The organism is Xanthomonas sp. WHRI 10207 (genome assembly GCF_040202975.1).
Taxonomy (GTDB): domain Bacteria; phylum Pseudomonadota; class Gammaproteobacteria; order Xanthomonadales; family Xanthomonadaceae; genus Xanthomonas.
On record NZ_JBEGDX010000010.1, the window covers coordinates 45,989 to 70,597 of the forward strand.

The window sequence follows — 24,609 nt, forward strand, 5'->3', positions numbered from 1 at the left end:
CCGGGTTCCGTCACTGCTGCTTTGACTGGGAGTCGGCCGGTTGCGCGGCCGCATCCTGCTTGGGCTGTTCCTGCGCTGCCGGTGCCGCGGCATCGGCTGCGTTTGCAGCCGGTGCGGCCTTCGCATCGTCAGCCTGGCCTGCGGCCGGAGCCGCGCCAGGTGCACCGGGCTGACCCGGCTGGCCACCGGCGGCCGGCTTGTTCGGATCCCACGGCACGCCCTTGGCCGGCTGGCCTTCCTTGGCCTTCTGCACGCCATCGACAATGATCTGGTCGCCCGGGGTCACACCGCCGGTCACGATCCACTGGCCCTTTTGCTGGCCGTCGACAGTGAGGTTCTTGCGCACCACCTTGCCGTCCTTGCCCAGCACCAATGCATAGGCGCCCATCGCATCGCGCTGCAGCGCCTGCTGCGGCAGCAGGTAGGCGTTGTTTCGCTGACCCAGGCTGGCCTTGAAGGTGACGAATGCGCCCGGCAGCAGCGCCAGTTCCGGGTTGGGCAGGGTCGCGCGCAACGACACCGCACCGGTGCTCGGGTCCACCGTCACTGCCGACACGTCCAGCGTGCCTGGGTGCGGGTACAGGGTGCCGTTGCCGAGTTCGACGTTGATGGTGGACTTGCCGTCGCCGCTGAGCTGCACATTGCCGCTGCTCTGCGCCTGGCGTAGCGCGGCGAGTTCTTCGCTGCTCATCGCAAAGTTCACGTACAGCGGGTCGATCTGGTCGACCGTGGTCAGCAGGGTGGCTTCACCCGAGCCGACCAGCGCGCCTTCGGTGACCCGCTGGATGCCGGCACGGCCGGTGATCGGCGAGGTGACGCTGGCGAAGCTGAGCTGGATGCGGGCGGACTCGACCAGGCCACGCGCCTGCTGCACGTTGGCGCCGGAGGAGCGCTCGGTGGCTTCGGCGTTGTCGATATCGGCGCGCGAGACGTATTGCTGCGGCGCCAGGCTACGCGCGCGCTTGGCGGCGACCTGGGCGTTGGCGTAGGTCGCCTGCGCGGCGGCCAGCTGGCCCTGCGCCTGCAACAGCGTGGCACGCAGCGGCATCGGATCGATCTCGAACAGCGGCTGGCCTTCCTTGACGTCGGTGCCTTCGGTGTACAAGCGCTTGAGCAGCACGCCGTCCACGCGGGCGCGCACGTCGGCCGAGCGGAACGCCGACAGGCGGCCCACCAGGTCGCGTTCCAGCGGCAGCGTCTGCGGCTTCATTTCCAGCACCGACACTTCCGGCGGCGGCGGCGCCTGCTGTTGTTCGGGCTTGCTGCAGGCAGCGAGCGCCACGGTGATGGCCAAGGCCAGGCCGAAGGTGCGGAGCGGGGCAATCATCAGGAGGAACTCCGTTAGGGTCTTGAAGTGAGAAGAGCAAGCGGGGCCAGCGCAGGCGCGGCGTTGGCCGCGGCAAACGCCCGCAAAAAGGTATCGACGGCGAACTGCGCCCACTGCTGCCTGGCAGCAAGGCCGGCGCGATGGGGAACCTGAAACCGTTGGCGATCGAAATCCAGCCCGACGATCATGCTGAGCAGCAGCTCGGCCATGAAGTGCGGATCGTCATGGCGCAGCTGGCCGGCGGCCATCGCTTGCTCGAAGCGATGCGCCAGGCGTTGCTGCATACCGACGACGCCCTCCTGGAAGATCTGCTGGGATTGATCGGGGAACCGGTGCGACTCGGCTTCCACCAAACGACAGGTCTGTAACACATCCGGGCTGTTCAGACGGTCAAGATGGGCCAGCGCAAAGGCCAGCAGATCTTCGCGCAGATCGCCGGACACCGCGTCCAGCGGTACCGTGGCCAGGTGCACGTGGTCCTGAAGGACATCGCGCAGCAGATTCTCTTTACAACCGTAATAGCTGTAGAGCGTTTGCTTGGAACAGCCGGCGCGCTCGGCCACCGCGTCCATGCTCAGTCGCATGCCGCGCTCGGCAAGCAACGTATGCACGGCAGCATGGATGCGGCGATCGCAGTCCGAACGCCGGGCAGCACGGGGGGAACGAGGAGTCATGGCGGTAGACTATACCGTCCAGTTTAGTTTTTAAACAGCCTTGACGATCGCAGTTTGGTCTGCGCAACGCCTTGTGTGCCAAGCATTCGACCGGACTTTGCCGGATCTGGCGATCCGGCGACCCTGCGGCCGGCCAGGGGCGGGGAAACTACAGAGCCATACGGCTTTTGCGCCACTGCCGCGCCTGCTAGGTGCCGCGCATTTGCGCTATGCAGCAAGGCGTTGTCACGGCGCATCGGTACAATTCAGGTTTTCCACCGAGCATCCCAGCTCTCTCATGACAGCCAAGAAAGCCGCTTCGAAATCGTCCACGACGTCGGTCAAACCGGTCGCCGAACGTGCCGTCCCCGTGCTTGCCACTGAACCGCAGGCGGTCACCCTCGAGCCGGTGTTTGCCGCGTTGCGCAAGCGCTACCCGGCGGCCCGACAGTCTGAGGTCCAGTTGTTCGCGGCCGATTTCTATCGGCGCATGGAAGAGGACGAGTTTCCGAACCATCCGCCCGAGCAGTGGGCAGCTTTGGCGGCCGACATGCTGGAATTTGCGCGCGTGCGCAAAGCCGGCACGGTCAATGTGCGGGTGTTCAACCCGGCCCTGAAGAGCCACGGCTACGAGTCGCCGCACACGCTGCTGCAGATCGTCAACGACGACATGCCGTTCCTGGTGGACTCGGTCAGCATGACCTTGTCGGACCTGGGCATCGGCGTGCATGTGCTCGGCCACCCGGTGTTGCGCATCGCGCGCGACAAGGCCGGCAAGCTGACCGCGGTGGGCGAGGGCAAGAGCGAATCGTTAATGGTGCTGGAGATCGACCGCCAGCCGGCCGATGAGATGGCCAAGGTGGAAGCGGCGGTGCGCAAGGTGCTGGGCGAAGTGCGCGCCATCGTGCACGACTGGGCCTCGATGCGCGAAAAGATGGTGATGCTGGCCGACGATCTGGCCACCCGCCGCCTGCCGATCGACGACATCAGCCGCCACGAAGCGCAGGAGTTCCTGCGCTGGGCTGCTGCCGACCATTTCACCTTCTTCGGCTACCGCGAGTACCGCGTGGAGAAGCAGGGCGGCCAGGACGTGCTGGCACCGGTGGAAGAAACCGGCCTGGGCCTGATGCGCGGCCACGACACCTCGCCGGCGCGCCCGGTGACCACGCTGGCGGCGCATGGCTTGAATGCGTCGTCCAAGCGCAAGGACGCGTTGATCCTGACCAAGACCAATGCACGTTCGCGCGTGCATCGCGTTGGCTACATGGATTACATCGGCATCCTGGAATTCGATGGCAAGGGTCGTATCGTCGGCGAGCAGCGCTTCCTGGGCCTGTTTACCTCCAGCGCCTACAACCGCCGTCCGTGGGAAATTCCGCTGGTGCGTCAGCGCCACGAATACGTGATGAGCAAGTCGGGGCTGACCCCGAGCAGCCATAGCGGCAAGGCGTTGCGGCATATCCTTGAGACGCTGCCGCGCGAAGAGTTGTTCCAGTCCAACGAAGAAGAGCTGTATCGCACCGCGATCGGCATCCTGGGCCTGCAGGAGCGCGTGCGTAGCCGCATGTTCCTGCGCCGCGACAAGTACAGCCGCTTCATTTCCGCGCTGGTGTACATCCCGCGCGAGCGCTTCAACACCGATGTGCGGTTGCGTATCGAAGGGCTGTTGAAAGACGCGTTGCATGGCGAATACATCGATTCGTCGGTGGTGCTGGGCGAGTCGCCGCTGGCGCAGCTGCATCTGATCGTGCGGCCCAAGAGTGGCGAAGCGCTGGAGTTCAATACCACCGAACTCGAATCGCGCCTGGCGCACCTGCTGCGCAACTGGCGCGATGCCCTGCGCGAAGCGCTGGTGGCACGTCACGGCGAGGCCAACGGCCTGCGCATGGCGGCCAACTTCGGCCGTGCGCTGCCGGCCGGCTACATCGAAGAGTCGTCGATCGAATCGGCGGTCTCCGATGTCGAACATCTGGCAACCCTGGATGGCCCGGACGATCTGCATCTGAGCCTGCAGGAAATCCGTCGCGACGACGGCGTGCGTCTGGATGCCGGCGAAGGCCTGCGGTTGAAGTTGTACCGTCAGCTCGACGACATCCCGTTGTCGGATGCGATGCCGATGATGGAAAACATGGGCCTGCGCGTGATCTCCGAGCGGCCGTATCGGCTGCAGGTGGGCGAGACGCCGGTCTATATCCAGGATTTCGAAGTCGAATCGACCGCGGGCAAGATCGACGCCGCGCATGCCGATGCCGGTTTCGGCGAAGCCTTCGAGCGTATCTGGAATGGCGATGCCGAAAACGACGGCTTCAACCGGCTGATCCTGGCCGCCGGTCTGCACTGGCGCCAGGTCGCTTTGCTGCGTGGTTACTGCAAGTATCTGCTGCAGACCGCGGTGCCGTTCTCGCAGACCTATGTCGAAGCCACGTTCACCCGTTATCCGCTGCTGGCACGCCTGTTGGTGGAACTGTTCGAAGCGCGCTTCGACCCGTCCACCGGTAGCGAAACCAAGGCGCAGATCTTTGCGGGTCAGGAACGTCTGCGCGAAGAATTGTTCGCGCTGGCAGGCAGCGACGAGGCCACGCGCAAGGCACTGGAACCGGTGCTCGCGGCACGCGGCGGCGACCGCACTGCGCAGCAGGAGGCCACCCGCGCCACCTTGCTCAAGCTGATGGACCGTGTGTCCAGCCTGGACGAAGACCGCATCCTGCGCAGCTTCATCGACGTGATCGATGCCACGCTGCGCACCAACTACTACCAGACCGACAAGCACGGCAAGTACGGCCATTGCATCAGCTTCAAACTGGATTCGGCGATCGTGCCGGACCTGCCCAAGCCGCGTCCGTATCGCGAGATCTTCGTCTACGGCCCGCGCGTGGAAGGCGTGCATCTGCGCTTTGGCGCAGTGGCGCGCGGCGGCTTGCGCTGGTCGGACCGTCGCGAGGATTTCCGCACCGAAGTGCTGGGTCTGGTCAAGGCGCAGATGGTTAAGAACACCGTCATCGTGCCGGTCGGCGCCAAGGGCGGTTTCTACGTCAAGCGCTCGCCGGTGGGTGGCGATCGTGACGCAATCCAGGCCGAAGGCATCGCCTGCTACAAGCTGTTCATCCAGGGCCTTCTCGACATCACCGACAACATCGTCGGCGGCAAGATCGTGCCGCCGACGCAGGTGGTGCGCCACGATCAGGACGACCCCTATCTGGTGGTCGCCGCCGACAAGGGCACGGCCACCTTCTCCGACATCGCCAATGGCCTGGCGCTGGATCACGGCTTCTGGCTGGGCGATGCGTTCGCCTCTGGCGGCTCGGTTGGCTACGACCACAAGGGCATGGGCATCACCGCGCGTGGCGCGTGGGAGTCGGTCAAGCGCCACTTCCGTGCGATGGGCCGCGATTGCCAGAGCCAGGATTTCAGCGTGGCCGGCATCGGCGACATGTCCGGCGACGTGTTCGGCAACGGCATGCTGCTTTCAACGCATATCCGTCTGCTGGCCGCGTTCGATCACCGGCACATCTTCCTCGACCCGTCGCCGGATGCGGCTGCCTCGTTCGCCGAACGCGAGCGCCTGTTCAAGCTGCCGCGTTCCAGCTGGGCCGATTACGACGCCAAGCTGATCAGCGCCGGCGGCGGTATTTATCCGCGCACGTTGAAGTCGATCGACATCAGTGCGCCGGTGCGTGAGGCGCTGGGGCTTGAGGCCAACGTCAAGCAGCTCTCGCCCAACGCGCTGATGAACGCCATCCTCAAGGCGCCGGTGGACCTGTTCTGGAACGGCGGTATCGGCACCTACGTCAAGGCCTCCAGCGAATCGCATGCCGATGTGGGCGATCGCGCCAACAACGGTCTGCGCGTCAATGGCGGCGAGCTGCGCTGCAAGGTGGTGGGCGAGGGCGGCAATCTGGGCCTGACCCAGCTGGGCCGCATCGAAGCGGCGCAGACCGGCGTGTTGCTCAACACCGACTTCATCGACAACTCGGCCGGCGTGGACACCTCCGATCACGAGGTGAACATCAAGATCCTGCTCAACGACATGGTGCAGGCCAAGAAGCTCACCTACGACGCACGCAACAAGCTGCTGGCGTCGATGACCGACGAAGTGGCCGACCTGGTGCTGTGGGACAACTATCGCCAGAACCAGGCGATCAGCTTGATGGAGCGCATGAGCGTCAAGCGCCTGGGTTCCAAGCAGCACTTCATTCGCACGCTGGAATTGCAGGGCCTGCTCGATCGCCAGATCGAATTCCTGCCGTCCGATGCCGAACTGTCGGCACGCAAGGCGCGCGGGCAGGGCTTGTCGCGGCCGGAACTGTCGGTGCTGCTGTCGTACTCCAAGCTGGTGGCGTTCCAGCAGCTGCTGGAATCGGATATTCCGGAAGACCCGTATCTGTCCAAGGAATTGCAGCGCTACTTCCCGCAGCCGCTGCAGAAGAAGTACGCCGATGCGATGGAGCGCCATCGCCTCAAGCGCGAAATCATCGCCACCGCGGTCACCAACACCACCATCAACCGCATGGGCGCGACCTTCCTGATGCGCATGCAGGAAGACACCGGCCGCAGCATTGGCGAGGTCGCCAAGGCCTATACCATCAGCCGCGAAACGCTGGACGCGCGCGCGCTGTGGACGCAGATCGACGCGCTGGACGGCAAGGTGCCCGAGTCGGTGCAGATCGATGCGCTGGAAGTGATCTGGCGCCTGCAGCGCTCGTTCGTGCGTTGGCTGTTGCTGCGTCCGGGCCAGATGCCGGGCATCACCGCAGCGGTGGAGCGTTACCACGGCCCGTTCAACGATATCCGTGTGGCCTCGGGCGTGTTGTCCGACACCCAGCGACCGCTGTACGAAGCCAGCGTGCAGGAGTGGCAGGACAAGGGCCTGCCGCCGGCACTGGCACAGCAGCTGTCCGAGTTGCGCTATCTGGAACCGGCGTTCGACATCATCGAGACCGCGCGCACCCGCAAGCTCAAGCCGGTGGAAGTGTCCAAGGTGCATTTCCGTTTGGGCGATGCGTTGCGGCTGCCGTGGTTGTTCGAGCAGATCGACGCGCTGGAGGTCAACGGCCGCTGGCATGCGGTGGCACGTGGCGTGCTGCGCGACGAACTGGCCGCGCATCAGCGTGCGCTGGTGGGACAGGTGCTGACCATGCCCGGCAGCAGTGCCGAGGACAAGGTGGCCAACTGGCTGGCACGCGACGATTCCAGCCTGCGCTTCACCCTGGCGATGTTGAGCGATGTGGCTGAGCAGAAGACGCTGGACTACCCGACCGTGTCGGTGGCCGTGCAGCGGTTGGGGCAGTTGGCGGCGCACGGGCTGTGAAAACCCATAACGAACTAACGAAAAGCTGGAGCATCTGCTCTCACAGATGCCACCCAGATTGATGTCTGGTGCAGCAAGGAGGCCGCCTTCGGGTGGTCTTCTTCAGTAAATCCACCCGAAACAACATGTCTGGCGTGGATCTAATGTCGGGAGCAGGCGCGCTATAGGGCCTAAAGGCTGCGTGATCGTATAAAGGTGACGGGGCGACGGTCGAACTAAAGGGGCCGAGCGCAGGATGCTTCGCTTTGAGCTGGTGATTACTGGTGCATTGCCCCATCGCGACCCGGCGTGTCGCTGGCTCGTGTCCTGGCGAAACTGGTGTTAAGTCCGAGTAGGCGCAGCAAGGCGTGTACTTGAAGGCGCAATGATGAAATTTTTATAGCGCGTTGACGACGAAAAGTGCGACGTGAGTCGCGGATCAAAGTTGCGGTGCACTTATCCCGCTGCCCTCAAAGTGAGTCGCTCTCTTCAGAGTATTCATCTTGATAAGCGACGTTCTAAATGGGATGCACCAAAAAGATGCTCGGCTTTGGAATTTTCGACGTCTATGGATTGGGGTAGGTCCGCCATAGGTAATCTACATAAATCGTCGAGAAATTTGATGAATTTATGCAAATTAGCACTTAGCAGTTGTCCGGCTGGCGTAACGATGAAGGCTCGAGTTGCATGTGCGTCACTACACTTTCCCGTGGACTGACGTTCACTTCATCAAGTGCTCGCGGGTAATGCACCAATGCGCCGCATGGTTTCTCATGAATTTGTAGTTGACGACGCACAAGTCACTTCAATCCATCAGGAAAAATGATGTCGCAGTGCTCTTGACTGCGAGTGAAAGTTGGGTGAAGCTCAGTTGCGCGGAAATAGGTATGTCAGGAAAAATCCTTCTTGTATGAAGTTTCAGTACTTCTAGCTCTGCGCTGTCAGTTGTGCGAGACGTGTGCAAAAGCGCCGTCACAATTGGTTCAATTTGGTCTGCCGACAAGGTCTTGAAAGCAATGGAAGCTTGGACTGATAGCCTGTTGGACATAGAGCGCGCGGTTCGAAAGCCGGTGCACGTCTGGGCACGTAAAATTATCGGCCAGCTCAGAGACGTTGGGAGGAGTGATCCCAACTTTCATGATGCTATCGCAGGCGCCTCCAACAACTATGCACTGATCGTTTATCTATTGGGCTGCCAAGATCAAGCGCAGCGGGCATGTCAACGTCAGATCGAGTTCGCAGATAGATATCTGCCCGCTTCAGGTCTTCAGCCGCGCATCAACCTCATCAGGCTCCATCGCGGTAGAGGAAACTATGAGCTTGCTGATCGTTCAATTGATGAGCTTATCCAAAAAGCCACTCCGACGTCCGCACTGATGAACGGCCAAGGTGCTAGCGATAGTGCCTTCGTCGAGAGAATTTATCTGCACGAAAAGTTCCTATTGGAACTCAAGATGTCTGGCCCGATCGGACTTCTGCCCTTGCTCAGAGAGATTGAAACAGACTTTCCGGCGTTGAAGAATTCCACTGCGTTCGCAGAGCGGCTCCTTATGGCTGGAATGCTTCAAATGGACGAGTCGATTGTACGCGAAGCTCTGAGTAGTCCTTCCTGGAAAATTTCATCGCAGGCAGGCCTTGTGAGGATGCTTTATGCCAGTTACTGGCTGGCTTGTCTGGGGGACGCAAAGCAGGCCATCCAGCTCGTCAGGCGGATGAGCGCACTGGGCGGCAAGGCTTACCAATGGAAAGATCACGTCATTCTTCGGATCCTCGAAAGGCTGGCTGGGCTTGCAAGGATGGTCGGTGAAGATCATTCGGCTGAACAGCTTCATCTGATTCGTGGTCAAGTCGCCCGCGGAATGGGCGACATTAGTGCTCTGGTGTCTGCTACTTATCAGCTTAGGAACTCTCATCCAAGGTATCGCCATCTTTGGTTGAGTTTCGCGGTACGTAGTGGTTATGGGTCGCTGCCTGGCATTCCAGCATTCGCTCCCAGGAAAAAAACAGTAGCGGCTGGTCGTGTTCTCCTGGAAATGACTGATCAGGCCATTCTTGCGAGCTACAAGTCTTATGCAGCAAAGGAAGCGTTGCGGTTCGAGTGTGATGAGGCGGCACTGGCATGAGTAGGAAAGTCGAAGTCCAGTACCAGTCCGAGACCAACGAGTGCGGGCTTGCGTGCGTTGCGATGATCTCTAGTTATTTTGGGCGCGAGTGCTGGCTTGAAGACATCAGATCGCGCTTTGTGCCATCAGGACGGGGAACCTCCGCTGAAACACTCATACTGATAGCGAGGGAGTTGGGCTTTCTCACAGGTGCCGTACGTCTGCGGGAGGGACATATAGATAGCAAGTACTTGCCTCTCATCATTCATTGGAATTCAGATCACTACGTGATCCTGGAGCGCATCACTGAACGCCATGCCGTTGTCGTAGATCCATCGCTTGGACGAAGAGTCGTTCGCAGGCCTGAATTTGATAAGTGTTTTGATGGTGTGGCGATAGCCATGCGCTTGCCGGCTGGTCCGGAGAAGCCTGCTAAGCGTGTACTGCGTTCCGGGCGTCTCAATCGTCTTTTACCCGTTCTGCGATTTCTTGGCTGGCAAGAGCTGCGTGGCCCTAGGGGGCTGGGCGTCTTGGTGCTCGTGCTATTGACCGAATTGGCCGGGCTGGCAAGTCCCATCTTCGTTGGCAGGGCGATCGGACTTCTCGCTGATCGTAGCTCGGGCTTGGTGACTCCGCTGGTACAGCTCGCTGCCATCTTCATTCTACTGAATCTTGTGCAGGGCGGCGCGATTTACATTCGTGGTTACTTGATTGGAAGGATGTCCAGTGAGTTGCTTTCACGCTGGACCGAGGTCGCTTATCGCCATCTGCTATCGCTGCCACTAAGCTATTTTCTCAGTCGAAGCGTCGGTGGCATTACATCGAGACTCTCTTCACTGCGATCCCTTCAAACCCTGTTGACGGGGAGAATCGTCACTGCAGCTCTTGATCTGCTGGTAGCATTGGTTGCCATGGTGGTTGCCTGGCATTACGCGCCCTGGGCAGTTGTCGTCATTCTGAGCGCCATGTCGGTGTATGCGATTGCACGTAGCGTCGTCAACAAGAAGTCAGCGTTCTATGCTGAAATGAGCTTGGTGCAGCTCGCGCAGCAGGATGCCGAGCTGATCGACAGCGTCAAAGGAATCGCGACCTTGAAGGCGGGTTTGAACGCCGAGCATCGCATAGCGCGGTATCGCAACATGGCGGGAAACGCTATCGATTATCAAAACCTCTCGCAACGTTTCGGCGTTGGTATCGATGCCCTTGCCAGCGTATTCGTCGGAATTCAACGCACTATCATTGTATCGCTGGGGGTCTACTTTATTTCGAAAGGTAGCTTCAATGTCGCTTACCTCGCCGCAATGCTGGCGTATCTTGACATACTAAGTAGCCGTGTTAGTCGCCTGATCGACACCTCAAACGATACGGTTAACGTAATGTTGCATCTGTCGAGGCTTAGGGATGTCGTCCAGGCTGAGCCCGAGACGAAGGCGGTAGACCTCCACTGCTTGGAATCAGAAGCAAGAGGTGTGCAGAGCGCACCCCGCCTGAACTTGGTCGAATTATCTTTTCGGCATGCGGGTGCGGGCAAAGATGTATTTTCGTCTGTCTCGCTAAGCGTTTACGCCAAGGAGCGGGTGGTGATCACCGGAAGATCTGGTCAAGGAAAAAGCACTTTGCTGATGGTTGCAGCCGGGCTGCTTAGAGCATCCTCCGGGCGAGTCGAAATAGATTCCTTTCCACTTGAGCACATCGGTCCTGCAAATTACCGTGACCGAATCGGCGTCGTGCTTCAAGAAGACTACTTGTTCCCAGGTTCAATTCTTGAAAATGTCTCTTCTTTTCATTTGAATCCGTCGCGGGAATGGGCCTTGGAGTGTTGCAAGGTGGCTGGGATCGCCGATGAAGTTCAGGCGCTTCCGATGGGAATGCTCACTCGTGTTGCAGATGGCGGAAGCAATTTCTCTGGTGGGCAGAGACAGCGTCTATGCCTTGCGCGTGCGCTCTACAAGAAGCCGGCAATTTTGTTGTTGGACGAATCAAGCAGCCATCTGGACTCGGAAACGGAAAGGTTCATTAACGATAATTTGCGCTCGCTCGATATCGCAATATTGAGTGTCGCCCATCGCGAGGAGACCATAAGTTATGCCGATCGCGTGTTCAATCTCGAAGATGGAATCTTAAGGTCGATCAAGTCGCCGTCGCAACGGAAGATTACTGGGCTAAAAGGAGTGATATGAATACTTTTGTTCAAAACAGCCTTAAGCTTATCCTGCTCCCGACAGAGAAGTGTAACTTTAGATGTACATATTGTTATGAAGATTTTATGTTGGGTCGGATGCCAAGGCCTGTGATCGATGGTGTCAAAAATTTGATTGCTCGTCGGATTGGGAGTGGGACGTTAAGTCATCTTGAGTTGGATTGGTTTGGTGGTGAGCCACTTGTCGCCAGGAACGTTCTATTTGAAATCTCAAAATACGCAAATGAGTTCTATGAGCGCGGCATCCTGAAGACTTTCAAGGGTTCATTGACCACGAATGCGTACTTTCTTTCGTTGGAGACGTTGCAAGAGCTGGTTGCACTGAGGCAGCAGAACTTCCAGATTTCGCTGGATGGGTATGGGGAAGATCATGACAAAACTCGTAAGCAGGCTGATGGATCTGGAAGTTTTGACGTTGTTTGGAATAACCTGCTTGCCGCAACAAAATGGAAGGAAGGGAATTTTGAAATTGTTTTAAGGTTGCATATCACCGAACAAAGTTACCGGAATATGCCTAAACTTTGTAGTGAAATCGCCACGGCATTTGCGGGCGATTCGCGGTTTATGGTTTTTTTTAAGAGGATTACCAATCTTGGGGGTCCGAACAAGGCGGGAATCACGCAGGTTCCGCTCGATATGGCGTCGGCTGCGGTGGCTGAGGCTGTTCAGCATCTTGAGGCGGCCGGTGTTCGCTATAGCAATGGCGTCAATAGCAAGTTCGAAAGTCAGGTCCCCGTAAGTACTATCAATATCAGAAGGGTCGGTGAGACGCCGCTTTCGGGGAAAGTGGTGTCTGCGCCATATATTTGCTATGCCTCCAAGCCAAATTCTTTTGTCATTCGCTCCAACGGCAGGCTAGCTAAATGCACTGTCGCGTTTTCTGATCCAAAGAACGATATCGGTCATATCGACGCGAACGGTGGAATGCATATTGCTTCTGAGAAAGTCGCCTTCTGGACGAGAGGCCTGCTTACCGGTGATCACGCCACACTCGGATGTCCAGCAGATGGCTAGTGATCAAACTTTCACTGCTAGGCGATTTAATGAAGACGGGAGTCGTTACTAATGAAGTTCCTTTGCGTCTCTTCGTGTTCTGTTTAAGAAATACTGGGCGCGTGACGTCTGGTAGAGCCGGGTCGATTGACCCACCGTTGGACGCGGAACGTCCTGTGTTAGTTGTAACTGAAAATTCAACAAGGAGTTTGCTATGAGTGGATCCAAAAGCAATGAGTTGATCAATTATCTTGACGATGGTACGTTCGAGATGATTTCGGACAGTGAACTTGCAGAGATTGTGGGCGGTATTGCGCAAGTTGCGGAGCCAACCAATTCTGGCTGTAACACTGGTTGTACTCCGACAAACGTCGGCTGTTAATTATTGGTATTGCCACACTATCGCAGCGATAGTGCTTCGGTAGTGTGGCTTTTTAGTGTATATTTAAAAAATATTTATCTAAAATTTGCGTTGGGATTGCGAAGACGATGCTTGCTTATTACTTTAGGATGGCATTGCACAACTTACGGATGAGCAAGGTCCTGAGTGCGGTGATGGTGTTTGCCGTTGCGCTCGGAATAGGGGCCTCGAGTACCATGTTGACAGTTCTACACAATTTGTCGGGGGATCCGATTCCAAGCCGTAGCGGCGTATTATTTCATCCGCAGATCGATCCTCGTCCGGTAGATATGGTAGGTGCGGGCAACGAGCCTCCGGATAATTTGACATGGCAAGATTCAATAAATATTTATGGTCTTTCCAAGGCGGAAGTACGGACATTGACTGGCGCAAATTGGCTGCCGGCACAGGTGGATCCCATAAATAATGCGTTGGCGATGGTCGATGCGCGCGGTGCGACGGCAAGTTTTTTTTCGCTTTTTGATGTTCCTTTTATCTACGGTTCCCCTTGGTCTGAGCAGGATGACAGCGCACGAGCATTAAAGGTTGTATTGACGAAGTCCATGAATGAACGGATATTCGGGGGCAAGAATAGCGTCGGAAGCACCATGATTATCGCGACGAAGATGTTTCAAGTTGCCGGCGTAATCGAAGATTGGAATCCGCAGCCGCATTTTTATGATCTGTCCGGCGGGCGAAGTGGTGCATACGGTGAGGGTCAACAGCTATTCATACCATTCTTCACTTGGCTTGATTTGCCTCAGGACTACGGCTACGGAACAATGGAGTGTTGGGGTCCTAATGCAGATGCCGGTAAGCGCAATCCAAAGAGTGAGCAGTGCGCCTGGATTCAAATGTGGGTCCAACTCAACGATGCGTCCGAAGTGCAGGAATATGAGCGAAAACTGAAAAATTACAGCGCCGATCAATTCACTGTAGGCAGATTTCAACGACCTCCCAATGTTCGCCTTCGCAACGTCCCTGAGTGGTTGGACTACAAACGGGTGATTCCTTCGATGGTTCGCATGCAGGCCTGGATTGCGTTCGGCATGTTATTTGTCTGTCTTGTTAATTCGATCGGGCTGTTAATGGCTAAGTTCATTCGGCGGGCCGGCGATATTGGAGTACGGCGCGCACTTGGGGCGACGCGAACTGCGGTATTTGCACAGTGCCTTGTTGAAGCAGGCATGATTGGATTACTCGGTGGACTGATCGGCATACCGCTATCCTGGGCTGGCCTTGCAGTTCTGAGGATGCAGCCAATTCCCTATGCAAAGCAACTTCATGTGGACGCAACGATGCTAGTTGTTGCTGTGCTGATCGCAGTGGGCGCCGCTTTGCTTGCTGGCATCTGGCCGGCTTGGCGTGCCTCACGGGTCGCCCCTGTGCTTCAGATGAAATCGCTATGAATGTCAGAATTCCAGTCCGTCCGATCTTAACCGCAATGCGTAGCCACCGTGCAGCAGTGGCGCTTCTGGTCGTCCAGATTGCGCTAACGCTAGCCGTATTATGCAATTTGGTGTTCATCATCAGGGGAACTGCGGAGCGAGTCGAGGTCTCCACAGGTGTCGATGAGGCCAATATCGCTGTTATCCAAAGTATCGGTGTGGTCGGGGCAGATAATCCGGGAACAGTGGGTAAAAGCCTCGCCGCTTTGAAAAATGTTCCGGGCGTACAATCTGCGGCATTTGGAGCGCCGCCACTATGGCGGCCAACCCTTTCGCCCATCTTCATCTCTCCTGATGCAAAGGAGCCAATAGCACAGGCCTACCAGCTTGCCGGGAGTACGGGTTACAGCCGCGTTATGGGTATTACTGTGCTGGAGGGTAGTGGTATCAGATCCGATGAAACTCCGTCGATTGTAGACATCATCGGCAACAAAGAAGGTCGGATACAGTTACCAGCATTGCTGACGCCATCTTTGGCCGCACGGCTTTTTCCCGATACCTCTGTCGTGGGGAAAACGCTGTATGGCAATATCTGGGGTATTCCGATACGTCTTCGCATCGTTGGCATCATGTCCCCGATACGTGCGGTGTTGACAGGGCGCGCGGAGGATGCCGATGCCGTGCTTACTGAGTTCCAGGTAAGCAGCGATCGGTTGGGGGGAGCATATGTGCTCCGTAGCACTGGTGGTCAGATGCATTCGGTTTTGCCGATCGCGGTACAGGCAATGCAAAGGACAAACCCAGGCCAAGTGCTGCAGGATGTGAAATCTGTAGCCCGGCTTCGCGAGGAGTACTTTCAGAGCGATCGTTTAACGGCTAAGCTGATGCTGACACTTGTCGCTGTACTTTTAACAGTCACCGCCTTAGGTATGGGCGGGCTTGCCGCATTCTGGGTCCAACAGCGCACCAAACAAATCGGTATACGGCGTGCGCTCGGGGCGACACGAGCCGATATTCTTCATTACTTCCAGGTCGAAAATTTCATCATCGTGACCGCTGGTGTCATATTGGGAGCGTTTTTTGCGTTTGCACTGAATGCTTTTTTGATGAAGCGGTTTGAACTTCAGCGGTTAGAGGTGTCGACCGTCTGCATCGGAATGTGCATGATCTGGATTCTGGGTCAATTGGCCATTTTGGGTCCTGCGCTTCGGGCTGCTTCAATTCAACCTGTAGTGGCAACACGACTTGGTTAGGCGGCGTTCCCTTTCTCTTCCTGTACGATATAGTTGCATCAATGAAGTGTATGATTAGGTAGCATTGATTGAGATACGATCGATCTTAGAACCTGTTCACGATCTTCCCTGGTCAGTGCAGACTATGCGGATGCGCAAAAAAACCTATCCGAGCGACATGAGCCGGGATCAGTTCGAACAAGTCCTGCCGATTCTGGAACAAGCGCGTAAGCGCACGAGGTGTGGTGCGCAGTGTTTTACGTACTGCGAACCAGCTGCCAATGACGAGCGCTACCCAGCGATTTTCCGAAGTGGCGGACCGTGCACTCGTACTTTGCCAAGTGGAGCGAGTGCGACGATGAGTGAGTGAGCCTGCTGGAGCAGGCACTTAAAAAAGCAGGTTGGCGTGGCCCGCGCCAGACAGGGGCGCAACGCTTGCACCAGGTTCTTGATCGTGGACGCGCAGAGCGTAAAGAACACGGACACAGCCGGGCAAAAGGGATATGACGCGGGCAAGAAGGTGTCGGGCATCAAGCGGCATATCGCCGTAGACACGCAAGGCTTGCCGCATGCCATCGCAGTGACGACGGCGGAGGTGACTGATCGCAAGGGTGCGCTGCTGGCACTCGAGCGCAACAAACGGAATGTGAAGCGCGTAAAAGGCTTGCTCTGCGACGGCGGCTATGTCAGTGCCCCATTTGCACAGGGAATGCAGGAGGTGGTGGGTAGGAAAGTCAAAGTGCAGATCGCGAAACGAAGCGAACTGCACACCTTCAAGGTCATGCCAAAGCGCTGGATCGTCGAGCGCAGCTTTGCATGCTTAGAGAAGAACCGAAGGCTATGAAAAAACTGCGAGCGTCAGCTCAACACAAGTTCGCAAATGATCCACTTGGCATTCCTGACGTTACTGCTTAGAAGACTTTGAACAGACTCTTAGAGCTGGCTGGCAAGAGCCGCATAGTTATATCTATCCATAAGGGTCCGTAAGTCGCTAGCCTTTTTAGGGCAGAATAACCAAGAACACTCCGGGCGCAGCGAAACGCCACGCATCAAAGAAAAACAAAATGGATCTTTACCTTTCACTATACTCCAGGGCCTGCTCTATGCCGGTTCGAGCGGGAACGCCTTGTCGATAGCGGGCGGATGAGTTCGGCTTCGGTCAATTCGCCGACTCTAGCCAGCTGCGCGTCATCCGGGCTGACGAACAGGAACGAGTAAGAGATGTCGCGCTTTCTGGCTAGGCGTTTGATCGTACGGTCCATCAGCACGAACACGAGCGTCAGCAGACCGTTCAGGCGTTGGGGACGGATGAACGTCGCATCCAGCGGCCCGAGCAGCGAGGCGATCTTGCCGCAGTTCCTAAAAATGCATACAGATTTTTTTTTCCAGCGCATCGCTCCGGCTGATGCCAAGCACCACGTCGTAGTCGCGCGGGACGTCCTGGAATTCCTTGGTTTTGTAGTCCACCGAAGCGGCGGCTCCAAGTCTGCGCAGCACCGGCACATTGCTGGTGCTGTTAGCGGTTGCCACATGCGCGCCGATCTGCTTTGAGAGCTGGATCACGAATTTGCTGATGCCGCCGGGGCCGGAAGAATGAAGAACTTCTGGCCCTGCTGCAGCCTGGCACGCTCTATCAGCTCCTGCTGAGGTGAGGCCGACACGGCAATGGACGGGGGCTTTAAGAAACCCAGACGCACCGGTTTCATCAGGGCATCGATTTTGGGCACCAACACAAATTCATCGAGCAAACGGGTGCCCAAATCGAACACGTTGGTCAAACATGGCATCGCCTTCTTTGAAGCGCGTGTCTCTACTGCCCACCACGTTGACGATACCGGCCAAATCGCCACCCAGCGTCGCGGTTAGGTCGAACTTGAGTACCGATTTTAGGCTTCCGGTCATGATCATGTTGTTGATCCGATTGACCACCGCCGTATGAACTTCGACCAGCACTTGGTTGGGATGCAAGGCGGAGCGCGGCAGCTCGGGAAAGCCGACTCCGGGCTATTCGCTATAGCGCTGGAAGGGAAGTGTTTTCTTCGGTGATCCGATGTGGTAGTCGTACTGCGAGACGTGCAGGGCAACGTGCTGGTCATGCAAGGAATGTGCAGGTCTACATGCGGTTTGATGCCAGTCCAGCGCGACGGCCGGTGTACGACCGTCGCGCTGGCACCGACTCAGGCCCTGGCGTGATAACGCTCGGCAGCATTGCTCTGCCGGATGTCCGACAGCAAACCCCGGCGCGCGCCATCCAGTGCGTCCCAGCGTTCGGCCACGTGCAGCGGCGGAATGGTGACCAGTTCGCGGCGATCGAAGCCGACCAGCGCGGCGTCGACCAGTTCGTTAACATCCATCAAGTCGCTCAGCGTGTTGATGTCGATACCGGCGCGCTCCCAGATCTCGGTGCGCGTGCCGGCCGGCAAGACGGCCTGCACATACACGCCCTTGGCGCCAAGCTCCACGTGCAAACCCTGCGACAGGAACAGCACGAAGGCCTTGGTGGCGCCATAGACGCTCATGCCGAATTCGGGCGCAAACCCCACGACCGATCCAATGTTGACGATCGCACCGCTGCCGGACTGCGCAAAGCGCGGCGCCACGGCGGCGGACAGGCGCGTCAACGCGGTGACATTGAGCGCAATCAGGCGGTCGATCGCCTCGGCGTCTTGCTGCACGATGCCGCCCGATTGCGCCATGCCGGCGTTGTTGACCAGGATGCCGATCTGCGCGTCGTCGCGCAGTCGGGTTTCCACAGTGCTCAGGTCGGTTGGCTGGGTCAGGTCGGCCTGCAGCACATCGACGCTGACGCGATGGTTGTCGCACAGGTGCGCGGCCAGGGCGTCCAGGCGTTCCTTGTCGCGTGCAACCAGCACCAGGTTGTGGCCGCGTTGGGCGAAGCGCTCGGCGTACACAGCACCGATACCGGTGGAGGCGCCAGTGATGAGGACAGCGGGAAGTGCGGTCATGGAAATTCCTTGAGTGAGAGAGGTGGAAATGCGCACGACGTGGCCGCAAGCGCCCCGGGCGCCGGCCCGACGCCTGCAAGTGACGTGTCACCGTGACCATCGCGATGCGATTGGTTGGCGTCAGGTTGCCCCGGGCAAAGGGGGCGGTCAGCGACGCGTGGGCATTGAGGGTGCTCAGAAAGACGGCGAATGCAAAGATTACGAATAAAATCTAAGGTGTCAATACTTTGATGACGCGCAACATCAAAGTATGCTGTCGCTGTCCCCATTCCCCCCAAGGAGCGTCGCAACCATGAAAGTGACCAAAGCACAGGCACAGGCGAACCGGGCGCATGTCGTCGAAACCGCTTCGGTGCTGTTTCGCGAGCACGGTTATGCAGGGATCGGTATTGCCGATCTGATGGCCGCTGCAGGGTTCACCCACGGTGGTTTCTACAAGCAGTTCGGCTCCAAGGCAGATTTGATGGCCGAATCGGCAGCCTGCGGCTTGGCCAACATCGCGGCTCAGTCCGAGCGCGTGGACAAGACGGATTTCGTGAACTTCTATCTGTCGCGCGGACATCGCGACAGCCCTGCCACCGGTTGCACGATGGCTGCGCTGGGCGCTGAAGCCGCGCGTCAGCCGGAGCAAGTGCGCGAAGCGTTTGCAGCCGGGGTCGAAAACCTGTTGGCCGCGCTCGACCGCAGCGGGGCCGCGCCCGGTACTGCCGAGGCAGCAGATGAGCGCGTCAACACGCTGAACATGCTGGCGCACGCCATCGGTGCCATCGTGCTGTCGCGGTCGTGTCCGAACGATTCGCCACTGGCCGACGAAGTCATTGCGGTATGTCGTGACCAGATCCTGTCGTCGTTGCAACTCTCTAACTGACCGAGAGAAGTGCAGCTGCGGCCGGCGTAGTCGAGGGATTGGCGGTAGCGCCGCGTGCCAAGAACGGCTAACAAACCGTAGCGAGCAGTTGTCAGGTGGCTGGCGCGCTCAGAACCGGAATGTACGCGTGGTACATGCCGCACCGAGCACCGGCCGCGCCCGCCTGGCGGTGAGCACAGTTGTTTTGTTAGCTGCTTTTAGCGAAATGTTTTATCGAAATGCATTTTTACTGCCACGCCAGCTCACGCGTGGCCACTCCTTGCAGAGGTGCCATGTGCTTGGCGCGACGCCGCTCACCCCGCTGTACGACGAGTCGCTGAAGCGACACGCCCACCGAGCAAGCGTTGCAGGCGATCAGCGCCGTCCACGTCAGCCCGACTCAAGCGACTGCGTTGCCGCAGCGGAACGCGTCTTGTGCCGCATGGTGGCACCGCATCACCGGAGATCCCGCACCGCACCGCCATCGCAGTCCCGTAGCGGCGTGATCGTCAACTGGCCGCAGCGTTGTCATTGACTGCAATCAAGGACGCGCTCACCCGCGGCCTCAATCCATCCAATCAGGAGAAGACAATGACCTTCAATGCATTGCTCGCCACGCAAACCGGCGAGACGGTGACCACCGAACTCGTGCAGTTCAACGAAGACGACCTCATGCCGGGCGAGGTGACGATTGCCGTCGACTACTCGACCGTCAATTACAAGGACGCGTTGGCGGTCACCGGACGCGGCCCGATCATTCGCCGTTTTCCGCTGATTCCCGGCATCGATCTTGCCGGTGTGGTCGAAGCGTCCAGCGATCCCGGCATTGCGGTGGGAGACCGGGTACTGGCCAATGGCTGGGGCCTGAGCCAGACCCATCATGGCGGCTACGCGCAGAAGGCGCGGGTGCCTGGCGACTGGTTGATCAAGATTCCGGCGGCATTTTCCACCCACGATGCAATGGCGATCGGCACGGCCGGCTACACCGCCATGCTGGCGGTGATGGCACTGGAGCACGGCGGGCTGACCCCCGAACGCGGCGACATCCTGGTCACCGGCGCAAATGGCGGCGCCGGCTCGGTGGCCATCGCCTTGCTGGCAGGTTTGGGGTATCGCGTGGTCGCCTCCACCGGCCGGCTGGAGCAGGTCGCGTATCTGCACAGCCTGGGCGCTGCCGAGGTCATCGACCGCAGCACTCTGTCCGAACCCGGCGCGCCGATCAGCAAGGAGCGCTGGGCAGGCGTGGTGGATGGGGTGGGCAGCCACACGCTGGCAAACGCGCTTGCGCAGACCCAGTATCGCGGCGTGGTGACCTCCTTCGGCATGGCGCAGGGAATTCAATTGCCGGCCTCGGTGCTGCCTTTCATTTTGCGCAACGTCACGTTGGCCGGTATCGATTCGGTCAACGCGCCGCAGGCGGTGCGCCTGCAGGCGTGGTCGCGTCTGGCGCGCGATCTGGAGTTGGGCAAGCTGGCATTGACCACGACGACAGTCGGGCTGGCGGAGGTGCCGCAGATTGCCGCCCAGCTGCTGGATGGCAAGGTGCAGGGACGTACTGTCGTGGATGTAAACGCATGAGCGCGCCCACTGCATCGCGGGCATTCCGCTACCTGGCCACGCTGTCGGCCCTATTGTTTTTCGCGCTGGGCGCTGTCTGGTTGCTGGCGCCTGCGACCATGCTGGCCAACTGGGGCGTCGCCTTCGACAGCAACGCTTTAGGCGTGGTCGGTCGCCGCGCCGCGCCGATGTATGCGGCCATCGGCGTGATGCTGTTGCTGGTACGCGCGGCACCGCCATCGCCGGGGCGCCGCGCGGTGATTGCCGGCTTTGCCACCGCGTGCCTATCGTTGGCAGTGTTGGGCGTGTCGGAATGGGCTGCCGGGCATGTCAACGCCGGTATTTTCCCGGCGGTTGCCATCGAAATCGGGCTTCCGCTGGCGTTCCTTTTGGTCACGCGTGCAGAGGCGACGCAGCGACGCAATAACCGCGCGCGTTGATCGATGCATGACGGCAGCCTGTTGCGTGCCGTCATGCAACTGAAAGGCTTGGACACGCGGCAAGAGGGTTAACACACTTTCTCGGCCCGGTGCTCCACCGGAATGGCGCGTTCAATAGCCACATTGGACAGCGCCGGCAGGACCAAGGCGACGGTGACCCGCACTGCACGGGCGCTGATGGTGAAGTGCAGGGGATCCAGCAGTTCAGCGCCTTTGACAAGCCCCAGACCAGCAACGTGGACCCAACACAGGCGCAAGGCTTGTCGATGCAGCAATACGCGGAAAAGATGGAGGTCACCCTTTCATCCCATCTGGTCAGCTACGCTTTTGCAGCCGAGCGCAGCGCCGAGCAGCAACAGGGGATATGCTTCCGTTTCGATCATGATCCAGCTTGGATTACAGCCGTATGCGTATCACTGCAGCCGCCAGTTCGCTTGTCGTGTTACTGACCATGGCGCCTACCGTCTCGGTCTCTGCGGCGGAAACTGACATATTCGGCATCAAATTAGGGGCGCCATTGACGCTGCCCGTTTGCCAACTATCCTTACCCGCTCCAGCTGCCCGCCGCCGCAGCACAGGATTAGGGGGTAGGGCGTTCAACAAGCTGACGGCCCCGCCGCCGGAGCCGCTGAAGGCCACTCCACCGGCAACAGGGTTGTGCGTCGCGCCCGGCACGACAAACATGGCCGTGGGCAATACCGAGTTCGGGCCAGGCGAATACGCTTACCTGGTCTTCGCCACGGCTGAGTTCCCGGCGTGGGTCGCGCCCATCGGCATGTCGATCGGCGCGGGCGCAGGTGACGCTTTTTCTCTGGAAGGTGCGGGCGGCCTGGTTTTACTGCAGAACGGGCGTGTGATCGCCTTGCGCTTCAACACCACGGGGTTCGAGGCGCAGCCGCGCGTGATGGAGCTGCTCAAGCGCAAGTTCGGTTCGCCCGGTTCGCAGAAAGCCGTGACCTGGAACAACGATCTGGGTGGCAGCCGCGAATCGATTTCCGCGCAATGGCGCACGCCCGATTTCTTTGCGGATTATTCTTCGGTCGTGCAAACGCAGGCCATGCAAGCACAAGGGCTGTCGGGCGGGATCGGGTTCCTCAACATCGGCAACAATCTGGGGCAGCAAGTGCTTCAACCTGCTAGCAAGGAAGCGGAATTCTAGAGAACTGACGACGTTCTCGCGGCGCCTAGAGCATGTTATGGACGTTGGAGCAGGTTGGCAGCATTCCCCCTGCATCAGGATGCTGAAGACCACGAAGTGGAGCCCTGCCAATATCTCAGGTAGGCGCTCGTAGTCCCGGGCCAACCGCCTGAAGCGGTTGACCCAGCCGAAGCTGCGTTCGGCCACCCAGCGACGTGGCAGAAGCACGAAACCTTTCTTCGCTTCCTGCAACGTCACCACATGCAGTTCGATGCTCTCTTCGTGCGCAGCAGCAGGATATCTGCCGTATGCCCTTAGTCGACAAAGGCCAGTTTCACGGGCTCGCCGTTCACATGCTGGATCTCTTGTGCCAGAGCGCCAACCTGGGCGCGCTGCACGCCCGCCGTTTAAGCAACAGGGGTTTCAGCCGCGCGAAGCCCGATGTCCGCTCATTTCCTGCCCGGCGTTCTTGTCGAAGCGCACATGCCACCAGGTGGCGCTGAGCGAAATCAGGCTGACCACGCAGAACGCCAGCGAAAAATCGCGTTGCGCCGGTTGGGTGTGATCGCCGGCCAGCATCGCCAGTTTGAGAATCATCGCGCCGGCGCAGACACCCACCGATAGCATCAGCTGCTGCAAGGTGGTGTACAGGCTGCTGGCGCGACTCATACGCACGCTGGGCACGTTTTCGTAGGCGATGGTGTTGTAGGCGGCGAACTGGAACGACATGAAGGCGCCGCAGCACAACAGCAGGCCGAATATCAGCGCCGGCGGCCAGTCGGGCCGGAACAGCGCGCACACCATGTAGCCCAGGCTGGCCAGTACGCCGTTGCCGATCAGGCTGTTGCGGTAGCCGAAGCGGCGCAGCAATTGCGGGGTGATGGTGCGCATCAGCAACGCACCGAGTGCGGTGGCCAGAATCAGCCGCCCGCTGTTCGCGGCGCTGAAACCGAAGCTGATTTGAAACAGCAACGGCAACAGGAACGGCTGCGCGCCCTGGGTGATGCGCATCAGCGCACCGCCGATCACCGACAGCCGGAACGAGTCGATGCGCAGCAGGGTCAGATCCAGCAGCGGTGCCGGGTGGTGGCGCGCATGCCACAGATATCCCACCGACGCGGCCGCGCCGGTGGCCAGCAACCAACTGGCCATGCCGATGCCGTCCTGCTGGCTGACCATTTCCAGGCCGAACAACAAGCAGCCCAGCGCCATGCCGCACAACACGAAGCCGCGCAGGTCGAAGCGTGCCGGTGCGGTGTCGGTAGGAATTTCCGGGATGAAACGGCGCACCAGCAAAAAGCCGGCAATGCCGATCGGTACATTGATATAGAAAATCCAGCGCCAATCCAGATACGACACGAAAAAGCCGCCCAGCGGCGGGCCCAGCATCGGGCCGATGAAGGCGGGGACAAGCGTCCAGGCCATCGCCGACACCAGGTGGCGGCGCTCCACGGTGCGCAGCAGGATCAAGCGCCCGAGCGGGGCCATCATCGCGCCGCCGGCGCCTTGCAGTACGCGCGCGGCCACCATGGTGGGCAGGCTGTCGGCCAGCGAACACAGGATCGAGCCGCCCACGAAAACCCAGATCGAAGCGCCGAACACCCGGCGCAGGCCGAAGCGGTCTGCGATGGCACCGCTGGCCGGGATCAGTACCGCCAGCGCCAGCAGATAGCTGGTCATGGCGATACTCATGGCGGGCGCGGCAACGCCGAAGTCGCGCGCCAGCGTCGGCAGCGCGGTCGCCAGCACCGTGGCGTCCATCTGCTCCATGAAAATGGCACACGCCAGGATCAACGAAATGATGCGGTAGTCGGGATAACGCGGCGGCGTGACGCCGGCCTCGGACACGCTGGAAGACATCGGACTCTCGGTTGCCGGGCCGCGTCCACGACGCCTGGAGGCACCGGATCGGCCCGCGTCGCACGGTGTTGTGCGGCGCAGCATGGGCATTGTCCGCCTGCGTGGCGCACGGTTCAAGCGCGTGGCGGCAACGCTGCGTGCGGTTGGGAGTGTGGCTGGCGTGGGGGGCAAGCTGCTGCGGGGGCAGGGCGCGCGCGGTCGTCCTCAGTGGATGGATGC

18 protein-coding genes, 1 other RNA gene and 2 pseudogenes are annotated in these 24,609 nt (G+C 59.3%); 11 read left to right on the forward strand and 10 right to left on the reverse strand.

Features of this window, described 5'->3' with window-relative positions; genetic code table 11:
• Positions 1-10: 10 nt before the first annotated feature.
• The gene (locus tag ABQU90_RS22510) at positions 11-1,327 is read right to left on the reverse strand and encodes an efflux RND transporter periplasmic adaptor subunit (RefSeq protein ID WP_055851751.1); all 1,317 of its coding nucleotides are present in this window, start codon (positions 1,325-1,327) and stop codon (positions 11-13) included.
• A gap of 14 nt (positions 1,328-1,341) precedes the next feature.
• Complete coding sequence (locus tag ABQU90_RS22515) at positions 1,342-2,001, reverse strand: TetR/AcrR family transcriptional regulator (RefSeq protein ID WP_055851754.1); 660 nt, start codon at positions 1,999-2,001, stop codon at positions 1,342-1,344.
• Between the two features lie 277 nt (positions 2,002-2,278).
• Between ABQU90_RS22515 and ABQU90_RS22520 the strand changes: the two genes are divergently transcribed.
• The 7 genes and pseudogenes from ABQU90_RS22520 (at position 2,279) to ABQU90_RS22550 (ending at position 16,507) form a co-directional block, all read left to right on the forward strand.
• A complete protein-coding gene (locus ABQU90_RS22520; RefSeq protein WP_323523494.1) occupies positions 2,279-7,288 on the forward strand; it encodes an NAD-glutamate dehydrogenase in 5,010 nt (1,669 codons plus the stop codon).
• Positions 7,289-8,283: 995 nt separating this feature from the next.
• Positions 8,284-9,390 carry a hypothetical protein gene (locus tag ABQU90_RS22525; RefSeq protein ID WP_115553988.1) on the forward strand — a complete coding sequence of 369 codons (1,107 nt, stop codon included), beginning with the start codon at positions 8,284-8,286 and terminating at the stop codon, positions 9,388-9,390.
• Positions 9,387-11,549 (forward strand): peptidase domain-containing ABC transporter, encoded by a 2,163-nt coding sequence (locus tag ABQU90_RS22530; protein WP_115553987.1) that lies wholly within the window; start codon positions 9,387-9,389, stop codon positions 11,547-11,549. Before ABQU90_RS22525 ends, ABQU90_RS22530 begins: the two co-directional genes overlap by 4 nt.
• A complete protein-coding gene (locus ABQU90_RS22535) occupies positions 11,546-12,583 on the forward strand; it encodes a radical SAM protein (RefSeq protein WP_115553986.1) in 1,038 nt (345 codons plus the stop codon). The genes ABQU90_RS22530 and ABQU90_RS22535 overlap by 4 nt, the downstream gene beginning before the upstream one ends.
• A 510-nt stretch (positions 12,584-13,093) precedes the next feature.
• On the forward strand, positions 13,094-14,371 hold the full coding sequence (locus ABQU90_RS22540; protein ID WP_323523492.1) for an ABC transporter permease: 1,278 nt from the start codon (positions 13,094-13,096) through the stop codon (positions 14,369-14,371).
• A complete protein-coding gene (locus ABQU90_RS22545; protein WP_115553984.1) occupies positions 14,368-15,603 on the forward strand; it encodes an ABC transporter permease in 1,236 nt (411 codons plus the stop codon). Before ABQU90_RS22540 ends, ABQU90_RS22545 begins: the two co-directional genes overlap by 4 nt.
• 130 nt (positions 15,604-15,733) lie before the next feature.
• Positions 15,734-16,507 (forward strand): annotated as a pseudogene (locus tag ABQU90_RS22550) (IS5 family transposase).
• Between the two features lie 157 nt (positions 16,508-16,664).
• Here the strand turns inward: ABQU90_RS22550 and ABQU90_RS22555 are convergent.
• The 5 genes from ABQU90_RS22555 to ABQU90_RS22575 form a co-directional block, all read right to left on the reverse strand.
• On the reverse strand, positions 16,665-16,976 hold the full coding sequence (locus ABQU90_RS22555; protein ID WP_153066767.1) for a hypothetical protein: 312 nt from the start codon (positions 16,974-16,976) through the stop codon (positions 16,665-16,667).
• A complete protein-coding gene (locus tag ABQU90_RS22560) occupies positions 16,942-17,145 on the reverse strand; it encodes a hypothetical protein (RefSeq protein WP_115553983.1) in 204 nt (67 codons plus the stop codon). Before ABQU90_RS22560 ends, ABQU90_RS22555 begins: the two co-directional genes overlap by 35 nt.
• Positions 17,142-17,360: a hypothetical protein gene (locus tag ABQU90_RS22565; protein ID WP_323523491.1), complete on the reverse strand. Its 219-nt coding sequence runs from the start codon at positions 17,358-17,360 to the stop codon at positions 17,142-17,144. The genes ABQU90_RS22560 and ABQU90_RS22565 overlap by 4 nt, the downstream gene beginning before the upstream one ends.
• Entirely contained in the window at positions 17,320-17,535 is a 216-nt protein-coding gene (locus ABQU90_RS22570) for an alcohol dehydrogenase catalytic domain-containing protein (RefSeq protein ID WP_161964692.1), read from the reverse strand. Before ABQU90_RS22570 ends, ABQU90_RS22565 begins: the two co-directional genes overlap by 41 nt.
• 224 nt (positions 17,536-17,759) lie before the next feature.
• Positions 17,760-18,548: an SDR family NAD(P)-dependent oxidoreductase gene (locus tag ABQU90_RS22575; RefSeq protein WP_323523490.1), complete on the reverse strand. Its 789-nt coding sequence runs from the start codon at positions 18,546-18,548 to the stop codon at positions 17,760-17,762.
• Positions 18,549-18,840: 292 nt separating this feature from the next.
• On the opposite strand from ABQU90_RS22575, the gene ABQU90_RS22580 reads away from it, so the two are divergent.
• On the forward strand, positions 18,841-19,416 hold the full coding sequence (locus tag ABQU90_RS22580) for a TetR/AcrR family transcriptional regulator (RefSeq protein WP_323523506.1): 576 nt from the start codon (positions 18,841-18,843) through the stop codon (positions 19,414-19,416).
• A 65-nt stretch (positions 19,417-19,481) separates the two neighbouring features.
• Here the strand turns inward: ABQU90_RS22580 and ABQU90_RS22585 are convergent.
• A non-coding RNA gene (locus ABQU90_RS22585) (sX9 sRNA) lies at positions 19,482-19,552 on the reverse strand.
• Between the two features lie 434 nt (positions 19,553-19,986).
• Here ABQU90_RS22585 and acuI point away from each other — a divergent pair.
• From acuI to ABQU90_RS22600, 3 genes are all read left to right on the forward strand, one after another.
• Entirely contained in the window at positions 19,987-20,973 is a 987-nt protein-coding gene (acuI, locus tag ABQU90_RS22590; RefSeq protein ID WP_323523505.1) for an acrylyl-CoA reductase (NADPH), read from the forward strand.
• Complete coding sequence (locus ABQU90_RS22595) at positions 20,970-21,392, forward strand: hypothetical protein (RefSeq protein ID WP_323523489.1); 423 nt, start codon at positions 20,970-20,972, stop codon at positions 21,390-21,392. The genes acuI and ABQU90_RS22595 overlap by 4 nt, the downstream gene beginning before the upstream one ends.
• 406 nt (positions 21,393-21,798) lie before the next feature.
• The gene (locus tag ABQU90_RS22600; RefSeq protein ID WP_323523507.1) at positions 21,799-22,551 is read left to right on the forward strand and encodes a hypothetical protein; all 753 of its coding nucleotides are present in this window, start codon (positions 21,799-21,801) and stop codon (positions 22,549-22,551) included.
• 119 nt (positions 22,552-22,670) lie between these two features.
• Here the strand turns inward: ABQU90_RS22600 and ABQU90_RS22605 are convergent.
• Positions 22,671-22,770, reverse strand: a pseudogene (locus ABQU90_RS22605) (transposase); the annotation flags it as partial.
• Positions 22,771-22,953: 183 nt separating this feature from the next.
• Positions 22,954-24,390 (reverse strand): DHA2 family efflux MFS transporter permease subunit, encoded by a 1,437-nt coding sequence (locus tag ABQU90_RS22610; RefSeq protein ID WP_115553976.1) that lies wholly within the window; start codon positions 24,388-24,390, stop codon positions 22,954-22,956.
• Positions 24,391-24,609 lie beyond the last annotated feature (219 nt).

Coding starts and splice junctions, on each gene's coding strand:
- ABQU90_RS22515 (WP_055851754.1), bottom strand. CDS start 2,001: ATGACTCCTCGTTCCCCCCGTGCTGCCCGGCGTTCGGACTGCGATCGC.
- ABQU90_RS22575 (WP_323523490.1), bottom strand. CDS start 18,548: ATGACCGCACTTCCCGCTGTCCTCATCACTGGCGCCTCCACCGGTATC.
- acuI (WP_323523505.1), top strand. CDS start 19,987: ATGACCTTCAATGCATTGCTCGCCACGCAAACCGGCGAGACGGTGACC.
- ABQU90_RS22510 (WP_055851751.1), bottom strand. CDS start 1,327: ATGATTGCCCCGCTCCGCACCTTCGGCCTGGCCTTGGCCATCACCGTG.
- ABQU90_RS22535 (WP_115553986.1), top strand. CDS start 11,546: ATGAATACTTTTGTTCAAAACAGCCTTAAGCTTATCCTGCTCCCGACA.
- ABQU90_RS22580 (WP_323523506.1), top strand. CDS start 18,841: ATGAAAGTGACCAAAGCACAGGCACAGGCGAACCGGGCGCATGTCGTC.
- ABQU90_RS22600 (WP_323523507.1), top strand. CDS start 21,799: ATGCGTATCACTGCAGCCGCCAGTTCGCTTGTCGTGTTACTGACCATG.
- ABQU90_RS22610 (WP_115553976.1), bottom strand. CDS start 24,390: ATGTCTTCCAGCGTGTCCGAGGCCGGCGTCACGCCGCCGCGTTATCCC.
- ABQU90_RS22540 (WP_323523492.1), top strand. CDS start 13,094: ATGAGCAAGGTCCTGAGTGCGGTGATGGTGTTTGCCGTTGCGCTCGGA.
- ABQU90_RS22595 (WP_323523489.1), top strand. CDS start 20,970: ATGAGCGCGCCCACTGCATCGCGGGCATTCCGCTACCTGGCCACGCTG.
- ABQU90_RS22520 (WP_323523494.1), top strand. CDS start 2,279: ATGACAGCCAAGAAAGCCGCTTCGAAATCGTCCACGACGTCGGTCAAA.
- ABQU90_RS22525 (WP_115553988.1), top strand. CDS start 8,284: ATGGAAGCTTGGACTGATAGCCTGTTGGACATAGAGCGCGCGGTTCGA.
- ABQU90_RS22555 (WP_153066767.1), bottom strand. CDS start 16,976: ATGCGCTGGAAAAAAAAATCTGTATGCATTTTTAGGAACTGCGGCAAG.
- ABQU90_RS22530 (WP_115553987.1), top strand. CDS start 9,387: ATGAGTAGGAAAGTCGAAGTCCAGTACCAGTCCGAGACCAACGAGTGC.
- ABQU90_RS22545 (WP_115553984.1), top strand. CDS start 14,368: ATGAATGTCAGAATTCCAGTCCGTCCGATCTTAACCGCAATGCGTAGC.